The following is an 18,430-nucleotide window of genomic DNA, read 5'->3' on the forward strand; positions in this document are numbered from 1 at the left end:
CAAGTCGAAAGCGCAATGAATGCGTGTCGACCCGTCCGCCGCGCCCGTCTCGTACGCTTGATCCGTAATACCGCGTGCCGCCAGGAGACCGATGCGCATTCTAATAGCCGAGGATGACAGCATACTCGCCGATGGCCTGACGCGGACCCTCCGCCAGGCGGGCTATGCCGTGGATCATTTCGATAACGGCGGTGACGTCGATCGTGCCCTGGCACTCCAAGCCTACGACCTGCTGATCCTGGATTTGGGCTTGCCAAAATTGTCCGGGCAGGAGGTCTTGCGCCGCTTGCGCGCCCGCCAAGGTGCCAATGCCACCTTGCCCGTCTTGATCCTGACCGCCGCGGACAGCGTCGAGGATCGCGTGAGCGGGCTCGATCTGGGCGCGGACGACTATATGGCCAAGCCCTTTGCCTTATCCGAGCTGGAAGCACGCATTCGCGCGTTAACCCGGCGCGGTGCCGGTGGCGGTGCCGCCATCATGCGGCACGGCCCCCTTGCTTTCGACCAGGTGGGAAGGACCGCGACGCTGAACGGCAACATGATCGAATTGTCCGCACGTGAAATCGGCTTGCTTGAAGTGTTGCTGCAACGCGTCGGCCGATTGGTATCGAAAGAGCAATTGGTCGATCACCTGTGCGAATGGGGTGATGAAGTCAGTACGAATGCGATCGAAGTCTATATGCACAGGCTGCGCAAAAAAATCGAACCGGGTGGCGTGCGTATCAACACCGTTCGCGGCATCGGTTACTGCCTGGATCGACCGCCGCAAGCGGACGCCGCATCGTCGTCGCCCGCACCGACGCCCGCCACGCCTGCCCGTAACGACGCATACCGCTAATGTCCTACCAAGGACCTGGGACGATGCGCCATGCTGCGGATAAGGGGGCAACCCCGGCGGAAACCGCACCGACGCCGGCATGGACCAACGCGCCTGCTCCGTCGGAGCAGGACCCGTTCCCCTCAACCCCGCCCGCCGCTGCGCGTAATGCGCGCTCCCTGCTTGCGGAAATCCTGGACTGGATGCTGGCGCCACTTTTGATGCTCTGGCCGCTGAGCATCGCCGTCACCTGGTTGATCGCCAAATCCATTGCCGGCGCGCCTTTCGATCATGCGCTGGAACGGCGGCTTGCGGTACTCGCGCGGCAAGTACACCAGGCCGGCCCCGTCGCGTTGGCACCACTGCCCGCCATCGACGCGGATTGGTTGCTCGACGACCCCGACGACACAGTGCTATTCCAGGTCCGTGATACCGAAGGCCGGGTGCTTGCCGGTTCACCACAATTACCTGACCCTCAACTATCGCGCCCCGCCCCCGCAGGTAGCCCGGTAGGTGGCTCCATGGAAGGTATGGCCAATGCCGACGATGAGGCACTCGTTGATGCGAATGCAACCGGCACTGGTGCGATGCCCGGTGTTGTAAGGATGCGAGACGTGGTCGCGGGTGGGCGCGCGATGCGGCTTGCCTGGACGAGCGCCATCGCGCCCGATACCGCTACTGCTACGCCCCCCCCGTCGGGACATGCGGTCGCGCGGGCTCTGGCTGCGGACGATGTTCTTACCTTGCCCCGCACATCGGCCGCCACCGGCACGCCCGAGAGATTGGTGGCCCCACCCGACGTGGCTGGCGTAGCCTCCCATGCTCGCACACGGATACTGGTGATCCAGGTCGCTGAAACGCTCAATAAGCGCAACGCGCTGGCAAATGATGTGATCAAAGGGGTCATACTGCCGCAGTTGATCATTCTGCCAATCGTGATCCTGCTGGTCTGGTTTGGCCTGACGCGCGGTTTGGCTCCGCTTCACGTGTTGCAAACTCGCATCAGGAAGCGCGATCCCGATGATCGATCGCCGTTGATGCCCGGCGACGCGCCAACCGAACTTGCGCCGCTTTTATCCTCATTCAATGAATTACTGGGCAGGCTCGACGCCAACACGACCGCGCAGAAGCGTTTCATCGCGCAGGCGGCACATCAGATGAAAACGCCGCTGGCGGGGTTGCGCATGCAAGCCGAAATTGCGTTGCGCCATCCGGTGCCGCCGGATGTGCGTCGTTCATTGGAGCAGATTGCGACCAGCTCTCGCCAGGCTGCCCGATTGGTGACGCAACTCTTGGCGCTTGCCCGCGCGGAGGAGGCGGCCCCCTTGCGCACCGCCGTCACGCTGGACGCGGCAACGCTTTGTCGAGAGGTTGTACGCGACTGGGCACAAGCGGCAATCGACAAAAGCATCGACCTCGGCTACGAGGGGCCAAGCAGCGGCGTATCGATTGTCGGGCAACCGCTTTTACTACGCGAGATGGTGGCGAACCTGATCGACAACGCGGTCCGCTATACGCAAACCGGGGGCCGCGTCACGGTCCGCCTACATGATCAGGATCCGATATTGATCGAGGTCGAAGACAATGGTCCGGGCATTCCGGCAGCGGAACGCCCGCATGTCGTCGAGCGCTTCTACCGCATCCTGGGACGAGATGGCGATGGCAGCGGCCTGGGTCTGGCCATCGTGCAAGAGATTGTTGCGATGCACGACGGCACGCTAACCATCGGCGACCATGTCTACCAGACCGTACCGCATCGCGCCGGCACCTTGATACATGTCACGCTTCCCCGAACCGCTTCTGCAACAGAGGACACCGATCTGCCTCAGGACGCCGCTACCTTTTACTGACACATCGCCTCCCGATTTACCCTTGCCTGTGATATTGGCGACACGCCATCAGCCTATGGCAACTCGTCTTTAGTAAGGATCGCAAATCAACTGAAACATCGTAAATACGCGGCTTTCGCGCTAATGCTTCGGACCATCGCCCGCTATTTTTCGCCCCCCATTCAAAACACGGCGTCGCGTGTCAGTTTCACGTCAGTTTGGCGTCAGCACCAGGTAAGGTTAGCGTTTCAATAATGCCGCACGATCTCAGGCGGCGTGCTGCTGGGACCGCCACATTATTTGAACGAGCTGGAGACAAGCATGGCAGCGATTGGAACCGGGGGCCCCGCGCAAACGCCCCACGCAATGACGCATGCGGAGCGCCGCGTAATATTTGCAGCGTCGCTGGGAACCATTTTCGAATGGTATGACTTTTACCTGGCGGGCTCGCTCGCCCTCTACATCAGCAGGACGTTTTTCTCCGGCGTCAATCCGACCGCCGCGTTTATTTTCACTTTGTTGAGTTTTGCGGCGGGGTTCGCGATGCGGCCGTTTGGCGCCATCGTCTTTGGTCGGCTCGGCGATCTGGTCGGACGGAAGTACACGTTCCTGATCACGATCCTGATCATGGGCGGCGCGACGTTCCTGGTCGGCCTGTTACCCGGCTACGCGACGCTGGGCATGACTGCGCCGGTCTTTTTCATCGTCATGCGGATGTTGCAAGGGTTGGCGCTCGGTGGCGAGTATGGCGGCGCGGCGACCTATGTAGCGGAGCACGCCCCGCATGGCAAGCGCGGGGCCTACACGTCGTGGATTCAAACCACGGCCACCGCAGGTCTGATTCTGTCCTTGCTGGTGATCCTGGGCGTTCGTACCGCGGTGGGCGAAGAGTCGTTCGGTGCATGGGGCTGGCGTGTGCCGTTCCTGCTGTCCATCGTCCTGCTGGCCATCTCGGTCTGGATTCGTCTGCAGTTGAGCGAATCGCCGACGTTCCAAAAAATGAAGGCGGAAGGCAAGACGTCCAAGGCGCCGCTGACGGAGTCGTTCGGGCAATGGAAGAACCTGAAGATCGTGCTGATCGCCTTGTTTGGCTTGGCGGCAGGACAAGCCGTGGTGTTCTACACGAGCCAGTTTTATTCGCTGTTCTTCCTCACACAGACACTAAAGGTGGACGGCAGTACCGCGAATATCCTGATGGCGGTAGCGCTGATCATCGGCACGCCGTTCTTCGTGATATTCGGCACGTTGTCGGATCGGATCGGTCGCAAGCCGATCATCCTGGCCGGCTGCGCGATTGCCGCGCTGACGTACTTCCCGATGTTCAAGGCCCTGACGCATTACGCTAACCCGGCCCTGGAAGCGGCGCAATCGCGCGCGCCGATTGTCGTCAGCGCGGACCCGGCCGAATGCTCGTTCCAGTTCAATCCGGTGGGTACCTCGAAGTTCACGACGTCGTGCGATATTGCAAAAAGCTATCTGTCGCGGGCGGGCTTGAACTACGAGAATGCCGCTGCGGCGCCAGGCACGATCGCATCGATCAAGGTGGGCGATCAAGTGATTCCGTCGTTTGACGCACGCACCGGCGACGCGAAGGCTGCGAACGCCGCCTTCGAAGCGAAACTAAGCGCTACGTTACGAGGGGACGGCTATCCGGCAAAGGCGGATTCCGCGCAGATCAACAAACCGATGACCGTCATCATCCTGGCGATCATGGTGATCTACGTTGCCATGGTGTACGGACCGATTGCAGCCATGCTGGTGGAAATGTTCCCGACCCGGATCCGCTATACGTCGATGTCGTTGCCTTATCACATCGGTAACGGCTGGTTGGGGGGCTTCCTGCCTGCCACCTCGTTCGCGGTGGTGGCGGCGAACGGCAATATCTATGCGGGCCTGTGGTATCCGGTCATCGTCGCCGTCGCGACGTTCTTTATCGGCCTGATCTTCGTCAAAGAGACCAAGGACCGCGATATCGATGCGATTGAGTAATGGGAACGCGGCGGCGCCGAAACTGGCGCCGCCACACGTATCAATCGTCTCCTTTTTGCACAAAATGCTTGACCACCAGGAAGATACTGTCTAATATTCGGTCTCTCGGCGAATTAGCTCAGCCGGTTAGAGCGACGGAATCATAATCCGCAGGTCCGGGGTTCGAATCCCTGATTCGCCACCAAAATTAAAAAAGCCCGCTTCTGCGGGCTTTTTTTCGTCCATAAGTTCTTGAATCTATTATTGTTAATTAAATTCAATAACTTAGCGATTTGGCCGATAACCCTAACTGGTACAAAACACTAGGACAAAAAGGGCTCAGGGACCCGCTTGCATGGACGACATCTTGGCTAAGCGACCGTACATTATTTTTGTAGCAGGAAGCGCTGCACCCTACTTTCGAGCAGTTGTACCAAAATCTCTTCGTCCATTCGCAAATGGAAGAACGGTCTACAAGAGGTCATTGGGGCTCGACAGGAAAAAAGTTGACTCCCATTACGCTGAATGCCTCAGCGAATGGACACAACTGCGCGACGCGTGGGAGGCGGAGGCCAAAGCGTATGAGGCCTACATCGCACCCAGAGCACCCGTTCGGGTGCTAACACACCTCTCTAGCGACGACTGGGAAGAGTTAGATTGGTTTGCAATCAACTGGTGTGACGAGGCCGTCGACGATTTCGAGAGCACGGGCGATGATTATGAGTCAGATGACGCAGCTGAAAGTGCCAAGCGTACCTTGTGTGCCCGACGTGATCTGTTGAAGAAAAGCTATCGAACCGGGAAACCTCCGGCCGAGTGGATCGAGGAGCTTGACGAACATCTCCAAAACATATCGCGGATCCGGCTTCACGACGAATGCCCGGACCGGCGTTCGTTCCAAATGCGAGTACTCGTCGAGGAAGTAAAAGCATTGGATGAGGCCATAGGAAGACTCAACGGCGACGTGTTTACCCCGCGGACCTCCGGCTCCCGCCTCACCGCACAAGCGGAACAAGCACACCTTCGCGAACAAGCCGAATATCCGGTATCTCCCGGTGTACCACTGCCCTTACCTAGCAAAGACGGCGGCCAGATGTCTTTGCAGGAGATGTTTGACGACTGGGCATCGACTGGCGAAAAAAAGCAAAAATCCGTCAAAGAATTTGCCAAAGTGTTCGAAGATTTCACCGACTTTATCGGCGGTGGGGCTCGTGCCACTGAACTTACTTTCTCTCACGTAGACGGGAGGGGTCGAGTAATCGCGTGGCTCGAGCATTGCGCGAAAGCGAAAGCCATTACACGAGCAACGCTCAAGAAGCGCAAGCAAGTCGTCTCAGCAGTGTTTGGACTTGCAGTTCAGCGAGACAACATCGCCGTGAATCCAGCTTACAACATCGATATCAGCATACTTAAATTAGCCGGAACGGCGGCGCAGGCCAGTGCTCGATCGAAAACCAAAATTTTGCCATTTACGGAAGCTGAGGTTCGCAGTTACTTCAGCCACATACGCGCCCTACGCAATAGCGCAGACCTCCGACCAGCCGTCAGTTATTGGTTCCCGCTTTTCTTATTTGCCTTCGGCATGCGGCCAGAGGAACTGGCAACGCTAATGCGGGACGATATTGAACAGATTGCTGGCCGCTATTGGATACGCATTTACTCTGAAAAGCTAAGTCCAAATGGACCGAAACGAAAGCCGAAAACCGACGCATCATATCGGCAGTTACCGATCCCCGATGAGTTTTCGAAACTTGGTTTTGAAGACTATCTGGCGTCAGTACCTCGTGGCCAATGGCTGCTCCCGTGCGTCGGAGAGAAGCTTTCTAATAAGGCAAGTGCAGAGGAAGGTCGGTCGGCATTAACCTTAAAATACCTCGGCATCTATAAGGAAAGAATCGTCAAGATTACGGATGAAAAGAAGAAAACATACAGTTTCCGACATTTCTTTCAAGACGAACTCAATCGACGCGGTGTCGCGAGAGAAATTGCCAACCAATTCACTGGTCACGCCAACTCGAACGCCAGCGATAAAACCTACGGCAGTACATGGTATCCCGAGGAACCACTTCTGGAAGCTTGGGAGAAGCTCAGACACCTTAACTTGTTGCCAACCTGCTTCCCGACTTGGGCCGAATTCGAGAAGAGTTGAAAAACACCGAGTACGGCGGCGCTTTCTCGGCCGGCGCTGCCATGCGGCACCGACTCTGTTGATGGCAGCAAAGCGGACAGTAGCGACCGCAAGCGGGAAACGCCGGTAAAAAGGTCGGCTATCGATCCATGGCCGCCATTCGTGCTGCCGGCCATGTCTGACATGCGGCGATTCTCGCCATCCCCAGCCAGGAGCCAGGTTCACGACGCATGACTTGAACCTTGCATCCGCGATTTGACAATGAAGCTGATGGACTGGCCGCTGTAGAGGGCGCGAAGGTCATCTTGTCTAACTTGCGGCCGCTACTGCCATGGCGTCGCTCATGCCGACCACACACGTTGGCTGTCCGCGAAGCGTACCTTTGAATAGTAACTCATCGTGCACATTGTGGCAGAGAGAGGCGCATCTTTTTCGCAAAACCTTCGCCAGCACCAGATAACCCACACGCCCATTGTTCGCCTTGTTAACAGACTATAGCGCCCCGCTGCTGCGGCTATCTATTTTGTCCGAGCGCATCGATGATGCCGATCATCACAGCAACTCTCAATTCTTTCAGCGGACTTGCTAGGATGGCGCCTTACGAGGCATGCAAGCAGCCCTTTCCGGCACCCCTGGCAACCGAATCCAGTTGTCGCGTTGGCAAGCATAGGCAACAATCAGCCCGTTACATGTGCTAACAAATGAAGCTAGGGAGGCAGCTTGATTACAGTCAGCCCGTGGTATGAGCATGTGCGCCGCACATGCATCGTCGACCCGCTCAACAACGACCGAAGGGAGACGCGCCAGAATGGGACGCGATTAGGGAAGTCGAGCCGTTGGATCTTCGACCACGCTATCGGCGGCGGGCAGGCGAACTTTGATGAGCCCTTCGAAGACCTGTCCCCAAGAGATAGGGTAATGCTTTACGCGCTCTTCAACCAAAAGGGCCACGTTCTCGAGCTGATCCACGCATTCCAAAAACTCGCGAATCTCCCGCAGCACCTGAACAGCGCCACGATGCTCGACATTGGGTGCGGACCGTTCACCGCAGGCCTAGCACTCGCCAACGTGGCCGGCAACGACGTTGCCTTCCGATATTTCGGTGTCGACACTTCCCAGCAAATGCGCGCCCTTGGCGTTGAGCTCGCGCAGGCCGCGCGGGAGGTTGGGGGGCTAAGCCTTCAGACGGGAGTGGGTTTCGCCGACTCAATAAGCGGCATTGATTTCGGGCAGCAGAGGTTGGGCTGGACCATCATAGTCCTATCCTACCTGCTGGCCAGCGCGTCGCTCAATGTTGGGCTGATCGTACGCGAGATCGTTGATGCATGCGGCCGTATCGGCCCAGGCCCGGTCGCAGTGCTGTACACGAACTCTGCGCAGGCCGAGCGGCGCATAGCATTCCCCGAATTTCACGCCGGTATGGTGGCTGCCGGCTTTAAGTGCGAGGCGGTCGACACTGAATTACTGACAGACGGCGAGAGGCCACGCAATATCCACTATGCCCTCTTCACGCGGGCGCCACTAACGATGCTGCTAAGCGAGGTTAGCCGATGAGATTACCGAGCTTCAGCGCCTTGCTCGACGAACAGCGCCGGGTATTTATGGAGGATCCCGACCGGTCGATCCTGGTGGTTGGACCGCCTGGGTCCGGCAAGACCTCCGTGGCTCTCTGGAAGGCCAACATACTTGCCGGGCCTGAATTCCAATGCCGGGTGACCGTGGTCACCAAGAACAGGCTGCTTGCCGCACTTGCTACGCAAATTTCCCAAGATCAGGGAAATGCGCCAGTCATTAGCACGACAATGCACACGCTTGTCTGGAACCATTACAGGGATACCTTCAATCGCAACATTCCTCAAATTTGTCGGTACAATTTCAATTGGGCTCAAGTCTTTCAAGACTATACAGAGGCCAACGTTGTGCCGTCGATCGATCACCTCATCGTCGACGAAGGACAGAATCTGCCGAAGGAATTCTTCGTTTGGGCCTGCCGCTTTGGGGCTCTAGCCGTCTCAGTCTTTGCAGACGAGAACCAGTCGACAGAAGCCGGCGGTTGTCACGTTGCGGATTTGCAAAGCGCCGGTTTTACGGAAATGCATCTTCTGACCGTCAATCACCGCAACACGCTGGAGATTGCTGAACTGGTTGAGTGTTTCCATCAGAACCGCAATGTTCCCCCAGCACCGGCTCAGCGCGGGCGATCTAACGAATCTCCTAGGATGATCACGGTAACCAACTGGGGGGAGTTGGCTCAACAGGTTGCCATCAGATTCGAAAACCGCGGTGGCTCTATTGGGGTAATCGTTTACCGCGTGGACGACGTCAGTATCCTGTACACCTTGCTTAGAGACCGGTTGCCTGACGCCCGCGTCGACATGTACACTAATAATATCGAACCCCGGGCGGAGGCCGCCATTCGCCTACGAGATGCTGGAATCACCATCATCTCTGGCGAATCGGCCATCGGGCTTGAGTTCGACACCGTGTACCTCCAAGATCTGGACCGCTCGTTGCCAGTGATTTTTCCGGTCCAGCAACGGCGCCTATACATGCTATGTGCCCGCGCTCGGGACACCTTGCTTCTCGTCAATGGGCCAACACTACTTATCGACGCACAATTGGCCAGTCTTCCTCCTCCTCCGGTCCTAGACCGATGACGACTATGTCAGGCGACCAGTTGGAGCTAATTGCATCCGTGCCAGCACCTGAAAAACAAGCTGCTAGCAGTGTGCGTCTGCTTGGCCTCGCCCTGGACCAGACAGCCTTTCTGCACTTCCTCAGCAGCGAATGGATAATACCGCCGACAGGGCACCTGCTTCTCGGCACACAGTCGGTTTGTAGCAGCGATCCCAGCAGCGACTCTTCATCCGTCGGCATATGGTTCGATGCCCAGAGTCTTCCGGACAGCGCTATCATGGTATGGAGGGATGACGCTTGGGCCGAGACTACTTTGCGCGGCTTGAGAGCCAGCGATACCGTTGTGTCATGGGAGGGCCCGCTGCCAGCGTTTGCGGTTGACCATTTCAGCGTGAGTTCAGAGGCGACCAAGGCGAAACTTCTGGCAATGGCTCGCAACTTCACGGACATGGAGGTCCCGTCCCAACCGTTCAAAGTTGGCGTGCTATCGCAAGTCGCACCGCCAGAGGACGCGCCCCCAAGGAACAGCACTTCGCAGCCTCCTCCGAACTGGAACGCATTGCGAGGCGCTGCGGCGATGGCAGCTTTCGCTGTTCCGGTGATTGATCCATGGATCGAGTTGTTTTGCGACCTGCTTTGCGCTGGTGTTGCGAACTCCGAGTCTGTCGAAAAACTTCACGCCCCCTGGTGGCGAGTTGCGCTTTGGGTCGACAGTGCGGAGCAGGAGCAACTCCCAGGACTCTGGCGGGCCATAGTTGTGCAGTTCTCGCAACCAGGAAGATTGAACGAATGGCGGGCGAAGACCATCCTCTCCGACATCTGTGAGAAAGCGCGAGGTCTTGGCGAGGATGAGACTCGACTGGCGAAACTCTCGGAGGGCGCGATGGCGCTCCTGAACGACAAGGGAACGGTGCAAGACCTTGGAGCACACGACGACTTCCTTGCCCTTACGCTTCAACTGCTGCTACTCCGGCCGTCGCCCGAGAAGTTTTCCAGCTGGCGTGAGGGGTGGCCCGCAATCCCACCCCTGGTCTGGTGGACTGGCATGACACTCGCTGGCTATCTGCAGGGCTACGGGTCCTTGCCGACACAGTTTCGCGGATCCACGGAGTGCCGAAAGCTGCTAGCGTTAAAGACCTGGCAGCAGGCTGGTACGAACGGCTCGGGGCCTTGGCATGCGCTTACGCCAGACAATGTAGCGTGGCGTGTCGACGATGGAGTAGTCGTGATGACGGCGGACTCGCAGACGTGGGCCGAGCACAGGCTAGGAACCCGAGGCAGTTGGTATCGAGCAGCCTTTGAAGACCCGGCGGTTCAGCTGGAGGCACAGGCCCTTGCTCTTGAAGAATGTCCTAACTCACTCGAACAGTTGGTCGTGGTGGAAAACGCAACTATCCAGCTTTCCGGTGACGGTGTTTTTAAGGTGCAGAAGGAATCCGCTTTGACCGTCAGTGGCCGGATTGAGTTCGCGCTTGGTCAAGGTGTCACACTTGAACGTCGGCTAAACCAGCCTCGCTTCAAGGAATGGCTGGCGACTGCAGGTATAACTCGCCGCCTCGTGCGTCCGTCAAGCACTTTGCCTCGGCAGGATGGTGATGCATTTCCGCCCCGCACCTCTGCTAATCAAGCGTCATCTACCACTTTACCGAAGAAGCTTGCAAACAAGCGGGCATCCAAGCTGAGCACGAAGAGCGCTATTGGACCAGTTGGCCTGCAAGTGCTGCCCAACTTTATCACCGACGACGAAGAACACCGGTTGGTCACCATTATCGACTCCGTTGAATGGGATCAATTGATGAAGCGTCGGGTCCAGCATTACGGCTGGCGCTATGACTACAAAGCTCGGCAAATCACACAGGCCAACTACCTTGGCCCGCTCCCGAGATGGGCTGAGGATTTGGCTGAACGTCTGCTCGCATCAGGCGTCGTTCCAGAGTTACCGGACCAAGTGATCGTCAACAACTACGAAGGCAACCAGGGTATCTCGAAACACATCGATTGCAAGGATTGTTTCCGCGGTCCAGTCGTCACCATCAGCTTGCTGGAAACATGGGACATGGTCTTCACTCGGAAGATCGCTGTGGAAACCGAAAAATTCATTCAATCACTTACGCGCTGCAGTGCAGTGGTTCTAGATGGTGAGGCACGGAGTGCTTGGCATCACGAGATCCCCACACGCCTCACGGAGCGCGGAGTACGTCGGGGTCGACGCATATCCATCACCTTCCGGAAGGTCGCGATCTAGACTTATGCAAGCTAACTGACCAGTGGCGGACTTCTCCACGTTCGCGCACCAATGGTGCACCATGTTGCGAGTGCGGATAAATGTTCAAAACTAGCGTCTGTCGAATGACGGCTACGACCGAATTGTGGACAAAAATGTGACACAGATAGAAAGTTCGGCCGCGTGTAAAGCCAACGTGCTTCCTAGCGACTTTCTATTGACGAGATCGAAGCAACAGCCGCGCACAGGCAAAGCTGCCGATACCTGCCAACGCCATCGTCAGGCCGAGTGGCCAGGGCGTTCTATCGGCGCGAGTGCCTGCAAGCGCCAATCTCGTTGCTGATTGCAAGGCTGTGCTCAGAACCGTACACGATCGAAATGCATTTGCGCATTTTGATTGCGTCAGCACAATCGAAAAGCGCCCCAATTGAGGCGCTTTTCCCTCTTGAAAACTAACGCAAGTCTGGAGCCTAGAGCACTACTTTCAGCGCTCTGCTTGATACCCGTGGAATAACTCCCCACCGGGTTCGTTTTCGTTCCCGAGATTAAAAGGGGCCGCTTGCGCCAAACCGAATAACATGGCTATCATGCCTTCGACATTCGTTTTTTACGCTTCGTCATCACGCTGACGCGAAAATTTCTTCATGTCAATCTGTATTGAGTTCAGCCCGCTCGCTTGGAAATTATCGCTTGGCACACGCTTTAGCATTTCATCGATCCAAGGACCTTTTCCTGCGCCTCGCAAAACTCGCATTTTGAAATCGGGGAAGCTTTCGTCTTCGCCCTGACTCAACTCAAGCTCCTGGCCTTTGCTGACTAGCCCGGAAGCTGATGTCCACCACGATGGACCCGTATTTTCCTTTGGGCGGTCAGCCGGGATGTCTTCCTCCCAACGTTGCTCGCGAAGCCAGCGGCCCGGGAAGGGAATAAATTGTGGGGGCGTATCCTCATCTGTCCAGCGTTTTTTGTCCCGTTCGAGACCGTCTAGGACCGCGCAAAAGGCAGTCGAATCCAGTTTCAGTGCGGCGTACTCATCCTTGGCTGCAACCTTGGCCCGCGGACGCGGATAAGCTGCCCAGAAACGTGCGAAATCCTTGTTGGATGAAGGCTCGCTAGCTTTAGAATTGTCTTTTCTCTTTTTAGTATGTTTTTGTTTTTTGGTTGTAGCGCCGACAACTGCGCCGTTGTTCGACGAACAACTTTCGGTGCTCACATCAGCAACCCGTCTGTTGTTATCCCACCAACGAGTCGGCAATACATCCCCTGGCTCGAAATCTTCGCCGTCAGTGCTTTCATCGCGTCGTTTCTTTCGGAATATTTCCATTTTCTCTTGCACGCTGGCTTTGCCGGTCCACATGCTTGGGTGGTTCACTGAGTAGCGGTAACCTCTTCTGCCGGGAAGCTCCGACCGTGTCACGACATTGTCTGTAAGCGTCGACCGAAGGCATCTTGTCAGCCGCGTATTTCATGTGGCCGGGTATCGATTGGCGGCATGCCGGTAGTGCCCATTTAAAAATAAATGGGCACTTTAATAAGCCTTTTAAGCTTAGCGGGGTTTGCTGGAAGCAATGTTCCACGGCAGCAGGTCGTCGATCTGGTTAACCGGGTGGTCGGCGATGCGCGTGAGCACATCGCGCAGATACGCTTCGGGCTCGATGCCGTTCAGTTTGGCCGTACCGATTAGGCTGTACATGGCGGCCGCACGTTCGCCCCCTGACTCCGAGCCAGCAAATAGATAATTCTTGCGGCCCAGCGCAATTTCCCGTTCATTCTGCCCATATCGGGCAGGAAGTCGAGATTCATTATCGTTGGCATCCGCTGTATGGGCGTCGCGTCAAGGTTAAAGACATCGAGCGTCGCGGCGGAGGTCAGGTCGTCCATGTGGAGGCGGACCCCGGTGTAATCAGGATGATCGCGGGATGGATGCTCGATGCCGCGATTTGTTCAGCGATGGTTCTCGGCGAACCGAGAGTTACCGTAGCGACACTGCATAATCTGCATCAATTGCTGGTCGATCTGCATTTGCGGGGAAACTCTCCGGACGGTTCCACCAACGTCCGGGAGAAACGCAATGGGCAATCTGCCAAACGTCGTTCCAGCAGGTCAACAGTTATCGCGGTCGATGCCGCCCCAGATGAACCTGATGTTCGACGCGGTCGAGCTTCAGGGGATGAACGCGGTGCAACGGGCAAACACGCTCAGGCATCTCGCATGCCTGTTGATGCAGGCGGCGGGCATCCCGACTGCGAAGGGGCGTAACGATGACGAATGATGATCGTTTGCCCGCAGATCTTCTTAAACGCAAGGCGGTAGTTTATGTCCGACAGTCCAGCCGAACGCAGGTCCAACTGAACCTCGAGAGCCGGCGCCGGCAGTATGACCTCGTGCAGGAAGCAAAGCGACATGGATTTCGCGACGTCGAAGTCATCGACGACGACCAGGGACGCTCGGCGAGCGGCACAGTTGCGAGACCGGGCTTTGATCGTCTGGTCGCGTTATTGTGTGCAGGCGATGTCGGCGCAGTGCTTTGCCTGGACGCCTCACGCCTTGCCCGCAATGGACGCGACTGGCATCATCTGCTCGAGCTCTGTGGTCTCGTTCAAGCGCGGGTAATCGACCTTGACGGTGTGTACGATCCTTGCCGGGCAAATGACCGGCTATTACTTGGCATGAAGGGCAGCATCAGCGAATTCGAACTCAACGTGCTTCGAACGCGCATGCACGACGCCAAACGAGAGAAGGCACACCGTGGTGAATTACGTATCAGCGTGCCGGTCGGCTATATCTGGCATCGTGATGTTGGTCTGGGTTTCGATCCAGACGCACGGTTGCAGGAAGTCATACGCCTGATTTTTACTCGTTTCCGGCAACTGGGCAGCGCGCGGCAGGTTCTGCTGTCGATGAACGCTGAACAGGTCCACTTCCCGCGCCCCTCTGACGGCCGGACGCTGACGCGGGTCGACTGGACTCCAATACGCTACCGTAACGTGATTTCGGTGCTCAAGAATCCGTTCTATGCTGGTGTCTACGCGTATGGCAAGAGCGGCAAGCAGATGACGATCGTCGAAGGCCGGGCACGCAAGAGCTACAAGCACCGCAAGCCGTTTGAGAACTGGGACGTCATGCTCCGGGAACACCACGAAGGCTACATCGACTGGGCGGAGTTTGAACGCAACCAGAAGAAGCTCGCGACAAATGCTTACGGCAAGGCGGGCGACGTAAAATCCGGTCGTGGTGGCCGCGCGCTGCTCGCTGGCCTGCTTGCCTGCGCACGCTGTGGACGTCGCCTGTCGGTGGCCTACGCTGGACGTATCCCGCAGGCCGTGTACCGGTGTGACCGCTTCGACACGTCAGCGCGATGTATGAGGTTCGGTGGTTCCCGTATCGATGCGACTGTCAGCAAGGAGCTTCTGCGCGTCGTGGAGCCATTGGCGATCGAAGCGGCACAACAGGCTGAGCAAATGCACATGGATACCCTGAACGAGCAGCAACAGATCGTGGAACTCGAACTGCAGCAGGCCCAGTACGAGGCCACGCTGGCTGAGCGGCGCTACGCCGCCTGTGATCCCGAGAACCGCCTGATTGCCGCGCAGCTGGAGAAGAACTGGGAAGCGGCATTACGTCGTGTACAGGCCTGCCAGACGCGCGTGGAGACGGTGACTGCACCAAAGGCGCAGGCTCCCCTGCCTGACTTTACGAAGCTCGCCGAAGATCTTCATGCTGCGTGGAATGCACCGAGCGTCGCCATGCGCACACGTCAACAGCTTGTTCGCGCGCTCATCGTCGATATCGTTGCCGACGTCGACGAGGCTACACGCGAAATCATTCTGACGATCCACTGGCAAGGCGGTCAACATTCCCGGCTACGGATTCGCAGGCCGCGAACTGGCGAGCATGGCTGCAGTACGTCAGACGAAGCGCTCGCGGTTATTCGCAGCATGGTAACCCGATGGTCCGACGAGGACATTGCTGCATCACTGAACCGCATGGGAATACGCACAGGACAGGGCAAGACCTGGACCGCACATCGTGTCAGCTCTGTACGGCATGTCCGCGATATCCACGCCTACAAGTCGGCAGATAAGGATGGCGACTGGCTGACGATGTCTGAGGCAGCGAAGGAGCTTGGTGTCACTCACTACATGATCCGGCGTTTGATCAACGATCGGATTCTGCCTGCCGAGCAGGTCGTGCCTGATGCCCCATGGCAGATTCGGACGATCGATCTGCACAGCGAAGCGGTTACCGCAGCACTGGCGCGCAAGTATCGCCCGTGTCGCAACGATGTCGAAGGCCAGATCCCAATGTTTATCCAGGTTTCAGAAGGAGGTGCACAATGAACGCCCCGTTGCGATCGGGCGAATTTGATTTTCTGCCCAGTTATTATCAATGGGCAATTGGCTATCGTCCAAGAATCGCGTGAGCGCTTCCCAGCGACGTAGGCTGTAGTCGAGCGCCTTGGCAATCGCCGAGCCTTCGCTCACTTGCTGACGGTGCAGCAGCATCCAAGTATGAAGCGCATCGGCAATGGGCCGACTTCGTTTCTGTCGTCGTTCGTGACGCTCATCGGGTTCTAGATTTTGTACTTCGCGCTCGATGTCGTAGAGCTGCCCAATGTGAGTCAACGCCTCTTCGGCAATCTGGCTTTTATTGCTCGCGTGCAACTCGTAGAACTTGCGCCGTGCATGCGCCATGCAGCCGATTTCCGTCACGCCCTGGGCGAATGAGGCTTTGTATCCGCTGAAGTCGTCGCAAACGAGCTTGCCCTGCCAGTTGCCGAGGAAGGCACGAGCATGTTCTCCCGCACGGCTCTCAGCGAAGTCGTAGACCACGCCCTTCATTGACTCGAACGCGCCAGGACAGTAAGTCCAGAGATAGGATCGGTGCGTCTTCTGTTTGCCTGGCACCAGCATCGAGACCGGTGTTTCGTCCGCTTGCAGCACGCGGTGCTGAACAATTTGCGCACGCAGGGCGTCAACTAACGGCTGCAACTGCACCCCGCATGCGCCAATCCACGCGCCCATGGTGGAGCGAGGGATGGCGAAGCCCGCGCGCTCGAAGATGCGCTCTTGGCGGTAAAGCGGGAGGTGAGTGGCGCAGGGGAATCTCACCCCTGCGCTCTCCCAGAACCGGACGTGAATCTCTCGACTCATCCGGCTCCTATCGTCCAGTCGCTTGTATTGCCGCGCCCCAATGCGGACATAGCGTCGGAGCGCGATGTTGAAGATCAGACAGCCAATCCCAGGCCCTCGAGATATGGCCGCGAAGCTTCTTGTACTTGCGTCGCGCCCATCGCACTAGATGGAAGTCCAGTGCCTTCAGGGAACGTTGCAAGGTCGACGGATGGAAGAGCCCGTAATACCGTACCCAACCAACAATCTTCGGTCGAAGCCGCGCTAGCAGCTCCCCCAAATCATATCGGCTCAGGCGAGATAGGCCCCAATCACGCATCTCCTGCCGCATAGCTTTCGCCGCTTTGTCGCTCACGGCCGGCGAGAAGCTTGTGAACAACTCCCCTCGCCGATTCATCGCCTGTCTTGGCTTAAACGTATAACCAAGGAAGTCGAACCGCTTCACAGCAAAGTCACCACGCCGATTCGCATCGACGCAATATACGACCTGAGTTTTCTCTGGATGCAATTCCAACTGACACTGTGCCATACGAGCTTTAAGATCAGTCAATAACGACTGCGCCTCCGCTTCGCTTTCACAATGGCAGATGACGTCATCCGCATAGCGTTCAAACGACACCGTAGGATGATGTCGCTCCATCCATTTGTCGAACGCGTAATGCAGGAAGAGGTTTGCCAACAAGGGACTAATAACACCCCCTTGCGGCGTGCCCCTATCGCGCATTTGCCGTGTTCCGTCCGGCATCACCACATCCGCGCTCAGCCAGCGCCTAACATACAGCGCAGTCCACCGGCAGTCGGTATGCCGCTGCACAGCTTTCATCAATAGGGCGTGATCGATGTTATCGAAGAACCCCTTGATATCAAGGTCAAGCACCCAGGGACGTTGCCAGCAACGACTTCTGGCAACGCGCAAGGCATCGTGTGCCGAGCGCCCCGGTCGATAGCCATAAGAATCCTTATGGAATACCGGCTCCAGCAACGGCTCAAGCCGTCGCCGAACGACCATCTGTGCAATCCGATCAGCAACCGTGGGAATACCCAGCGGTCGCGTTTTGCCATCCCCCTTCGGAATGTCAACTCGCTTGACCGGTGACGGGAAGTAGCTGCCCGAGGCCATTCGATTCCAGATCCGGTAAAGATTCCTGCTTAGATCTCGATCGAACTCGATAATACCGACCCCGTCAACTCCGGCCGCGCCACGATTCGCTTTGACGCGCTTGTACGCGTCCCAAACTTCACGCTTGGTAATATCAAACGACTTTGCCTCAGACATGAACGTCATCCCCTTGCAGGTTGTGTCCATGCTGAGACCGAACGACGACGCCCCTTCGGTCCAGCTCCATTACAGAGCCTTCTACCCTACTACGAGCATCTCCGTCCCTGTGCCCCGCATCGGTACTCTCGTTCTCGCAGAGGCTTTCCACTTGAACTTCTCCCTTAACATCGGGACGACAGGTTCTTACGTTCCTTACTGAAGCCTGATACAGAGTCACGCCGCCTTCATGCCGGGCGCCGGTCGAGCAGTCGGCAGGCTTCCCTCGACCTTCATCCCGGGCTAACCACCAAGGCCCGGTTTCGACGCCATCTATATACGTTTCGACACCACATCGACGGTTCATTTTCATTCGTCTCTCTGTACCGCACCTGACGCAGTCATTGCTGCGCCTTTTCCTCAACGCTCACCACCAGAGC

General features: G+C 57.3%; 11 protein-coding genes, 1 tRNA gene and 2 pseudogenes. 10 read left to right on the forward strand and 4 right to left on the reverse strand.

Going from position 1 to position 18,430, the window contains the following annotated elements; all coding sequences use genetic code 11:
* Window positions 1-91 precede the first annotated feature (91 nt).
* The 8 genes from SJQ66_RS26445 to SJQ66_RS26480 all read left to right on the forward strand — a co-directional run bounded on the left by SJQ66_RS26445 (window position 92) and on the right by SJQ66_RS26480 (window position 11,624).
* The gene (locus SJQ66_RS26445; RefSeq protein ID WP_046153414.1) at window positions 92-838 is read left to right on the forward strand and encodes a response regulator; all 747 of its coding nucleotides are present in this window, start codon (window positions 92-94) and stop codon (window positions 836-838) included.
* Window positions 838-2,667: a sensor histidine kinase gene (locus tag SJQ66_RS26450; protein ID WP_320534746.1), complete on the forward strand. Its 1,830-nt coding sequence runs from the start codon at window positions 838-840 to the stop codon at window positions 2,665-2,667. The genes SJQ66_RS26445 and SJQ66_RS26450 overlap by 1 nt, the downstream gene beginning before the upstream one ends.
* Before the next feature lie 345 nt (window positions 2,668-3,012).
* On the forward strand, window positions 3,013-4,635 hold the full coding sequence (locus SJQ66_RS26455; RefSeq protein ID WP_162199085.1) for an MFS transporter: 1,623 nt from the start codon (window positions 3,013-3,015) through the stop codon (window positions 4,633-4,635).
* A 107-nt stretch (window positions 4,636-4,742) separates the two neighbouring features.
* Window positions 4,743-4,819, forward strand: a tRNA-Met gene (locus SJQ66_RS26460).
* A 150-nt stretch (window positions 4,820-4,969) separates the two neighbouring features.
* Window positions 4,970-6,763: a site-specific integrase gene (locus tag SJQ66_RS26465; RefSeq protein WP_320534747.1), complete on the forward strand. Its 1,794-nt coding sequence runs from the start codon at window positions 4,970-4,972 to the stop codon at window positions 6,761-6,763.
* Between the two features lie 699 nt (window positions 6,764-7,462).
* The gene (locus SJQ66_RS26470; RefSeq protein WP_320534748.1) at window positions 7,463-8,296 is read left to right on the forward strand and encodes a hypothetical protein; all 834 of its coding nucleotides are present in this window, start codon (window positions 7,463-7,465) and stop codon (window positions 8,294-8,296) included.
* Window positions 8,293-9,399 (forward strand): helicase domain-containing protein, encoded by a 1,107-nt coding sequence (locus SJQ66_RS26475; RefSeq protein WP_320534749.1) that lies wholly within the window; start codon window positions 8,293-8,295, stop codon window positions 9,397-9,399. Before SJQ66_RS26470 ends, SJQ66_RS26475 begins: the two co-directional genes overlap by 4 nt.
* Before the next feature lie 407 nt (window positions 9,400-9,806).
* Window positions 9,807-11,624 (forward strand): alpha-ketoglutarate-dependent dioxygenase AlkB, encoded by a 1,818-nt coding sequence (locus tag SJQ66_RS26480; protein WP_320534750.1) that lies wholly within the window; start codon window positions 9,807-9,809, stop codon window positions 11,622-11,624.
* A 586-nt stretch (window positions 11,625-12,210) separates the two neighbouring features.
* On the opposite strand, the gene SJQ66_RS26485 is transcribed toward SJQ66_RS26480, so the two are convergent.
* Window positions 12,211-12,960 carry a hypothetical protein gene (locus tag SJQ66_RS26485; protein ID WP_320534751.1) on the reverse strand — a complete coding sequence of 250 codons (750 nt, stop codon included), beginning with the start codon at window positions 12,958-12,960 and terminating at the stop codon, window positions 12,211-12,213.
* Between the two features lie 189 nt (window positions 12,961-13,149).
* Window positions 13,150-13,368, reverse strand: a pseudogene (locus tag SJQ66_RS26490) (transposase domain-containing protein); the annotation flags it as partial.
* A 306-nt stretch (window positions 13,369-13,674) separates the two neighbouring features.
* Here SJQ66_RS26490 and SJQ66_RS26495 point away from each other — a divergent pair.
* Both SJQ66_RS26495 and SJQ66_RS29815 read left to right on the forward strand, forming a co-directional pair.
* Window positions 13,675-13,875 carry a hypothetical protein gene (locus SJQ66_RS26495; RefSeq protein WP_320533730.1) on the forward strand — a complete coding sequence of 67 codons (201 nt, stop codon included), beginning with the start codon at window positions 13,675-13,677 and terminating at the stop codon, window positions 13,873-13,875.
* Window positions 13,865-15,943, forward strand: coding sequence for a recombinase family protein (locus tag SJQ66_RS29815; RefSeq protein WP_320533729.1), 2,079 nt, complete (start codon window positions 13,865-13,867; stop codon window positions 15,941-15,943). The genes SJQ66_RS26495 and SJQ66_RS29815 overlap by 11 nt, the downstream gene beginning before the upstream one ends.
* Here the strand turns inward: SJQ66_RS29815 and tnpC are convergent.
* Together tnpC and ltrA are read right to left on the reverse strand one after the other, a co-directional pair.
* A pseudogene (tnpC, locus tag SJQ66_RS26505) lies at window positions 15,941-16,699 on the reverse strand (IS66 family transposase); the annotation flags it as partial. The gene SJQ66_RS29815 and the pseudogene tnpC sit on opposite strands and share 3 nt — an antisense overlap.
* Window positions 16,700-16,763: 64 nt before the next feature.
* Complete coding sequence (ltrA, locus tag SJQ66_RS26510; RefSeq protein ID WP_320534562.1) at window positions 16,764-18,011, reverse strand: group II intron reverse transcriptase/maturase; 1,248 nt, start codon at window positions 18,009-18,011, stop codon at window positions 16,764-16,766.
* Window positions 18,012-18,430 lie beyond the last annotated feature (419 nt).

It is taken from the genome of Robbsia andropogonis (genome assembly GCF_034047095.1).
GTDB classification, from domain to species: Bacteria; Pseudomonadota; Gammaproteobacteria; order Burkholderiales; family Burkholderiaceae; genus Robbsia; species Robbsia andropogonis.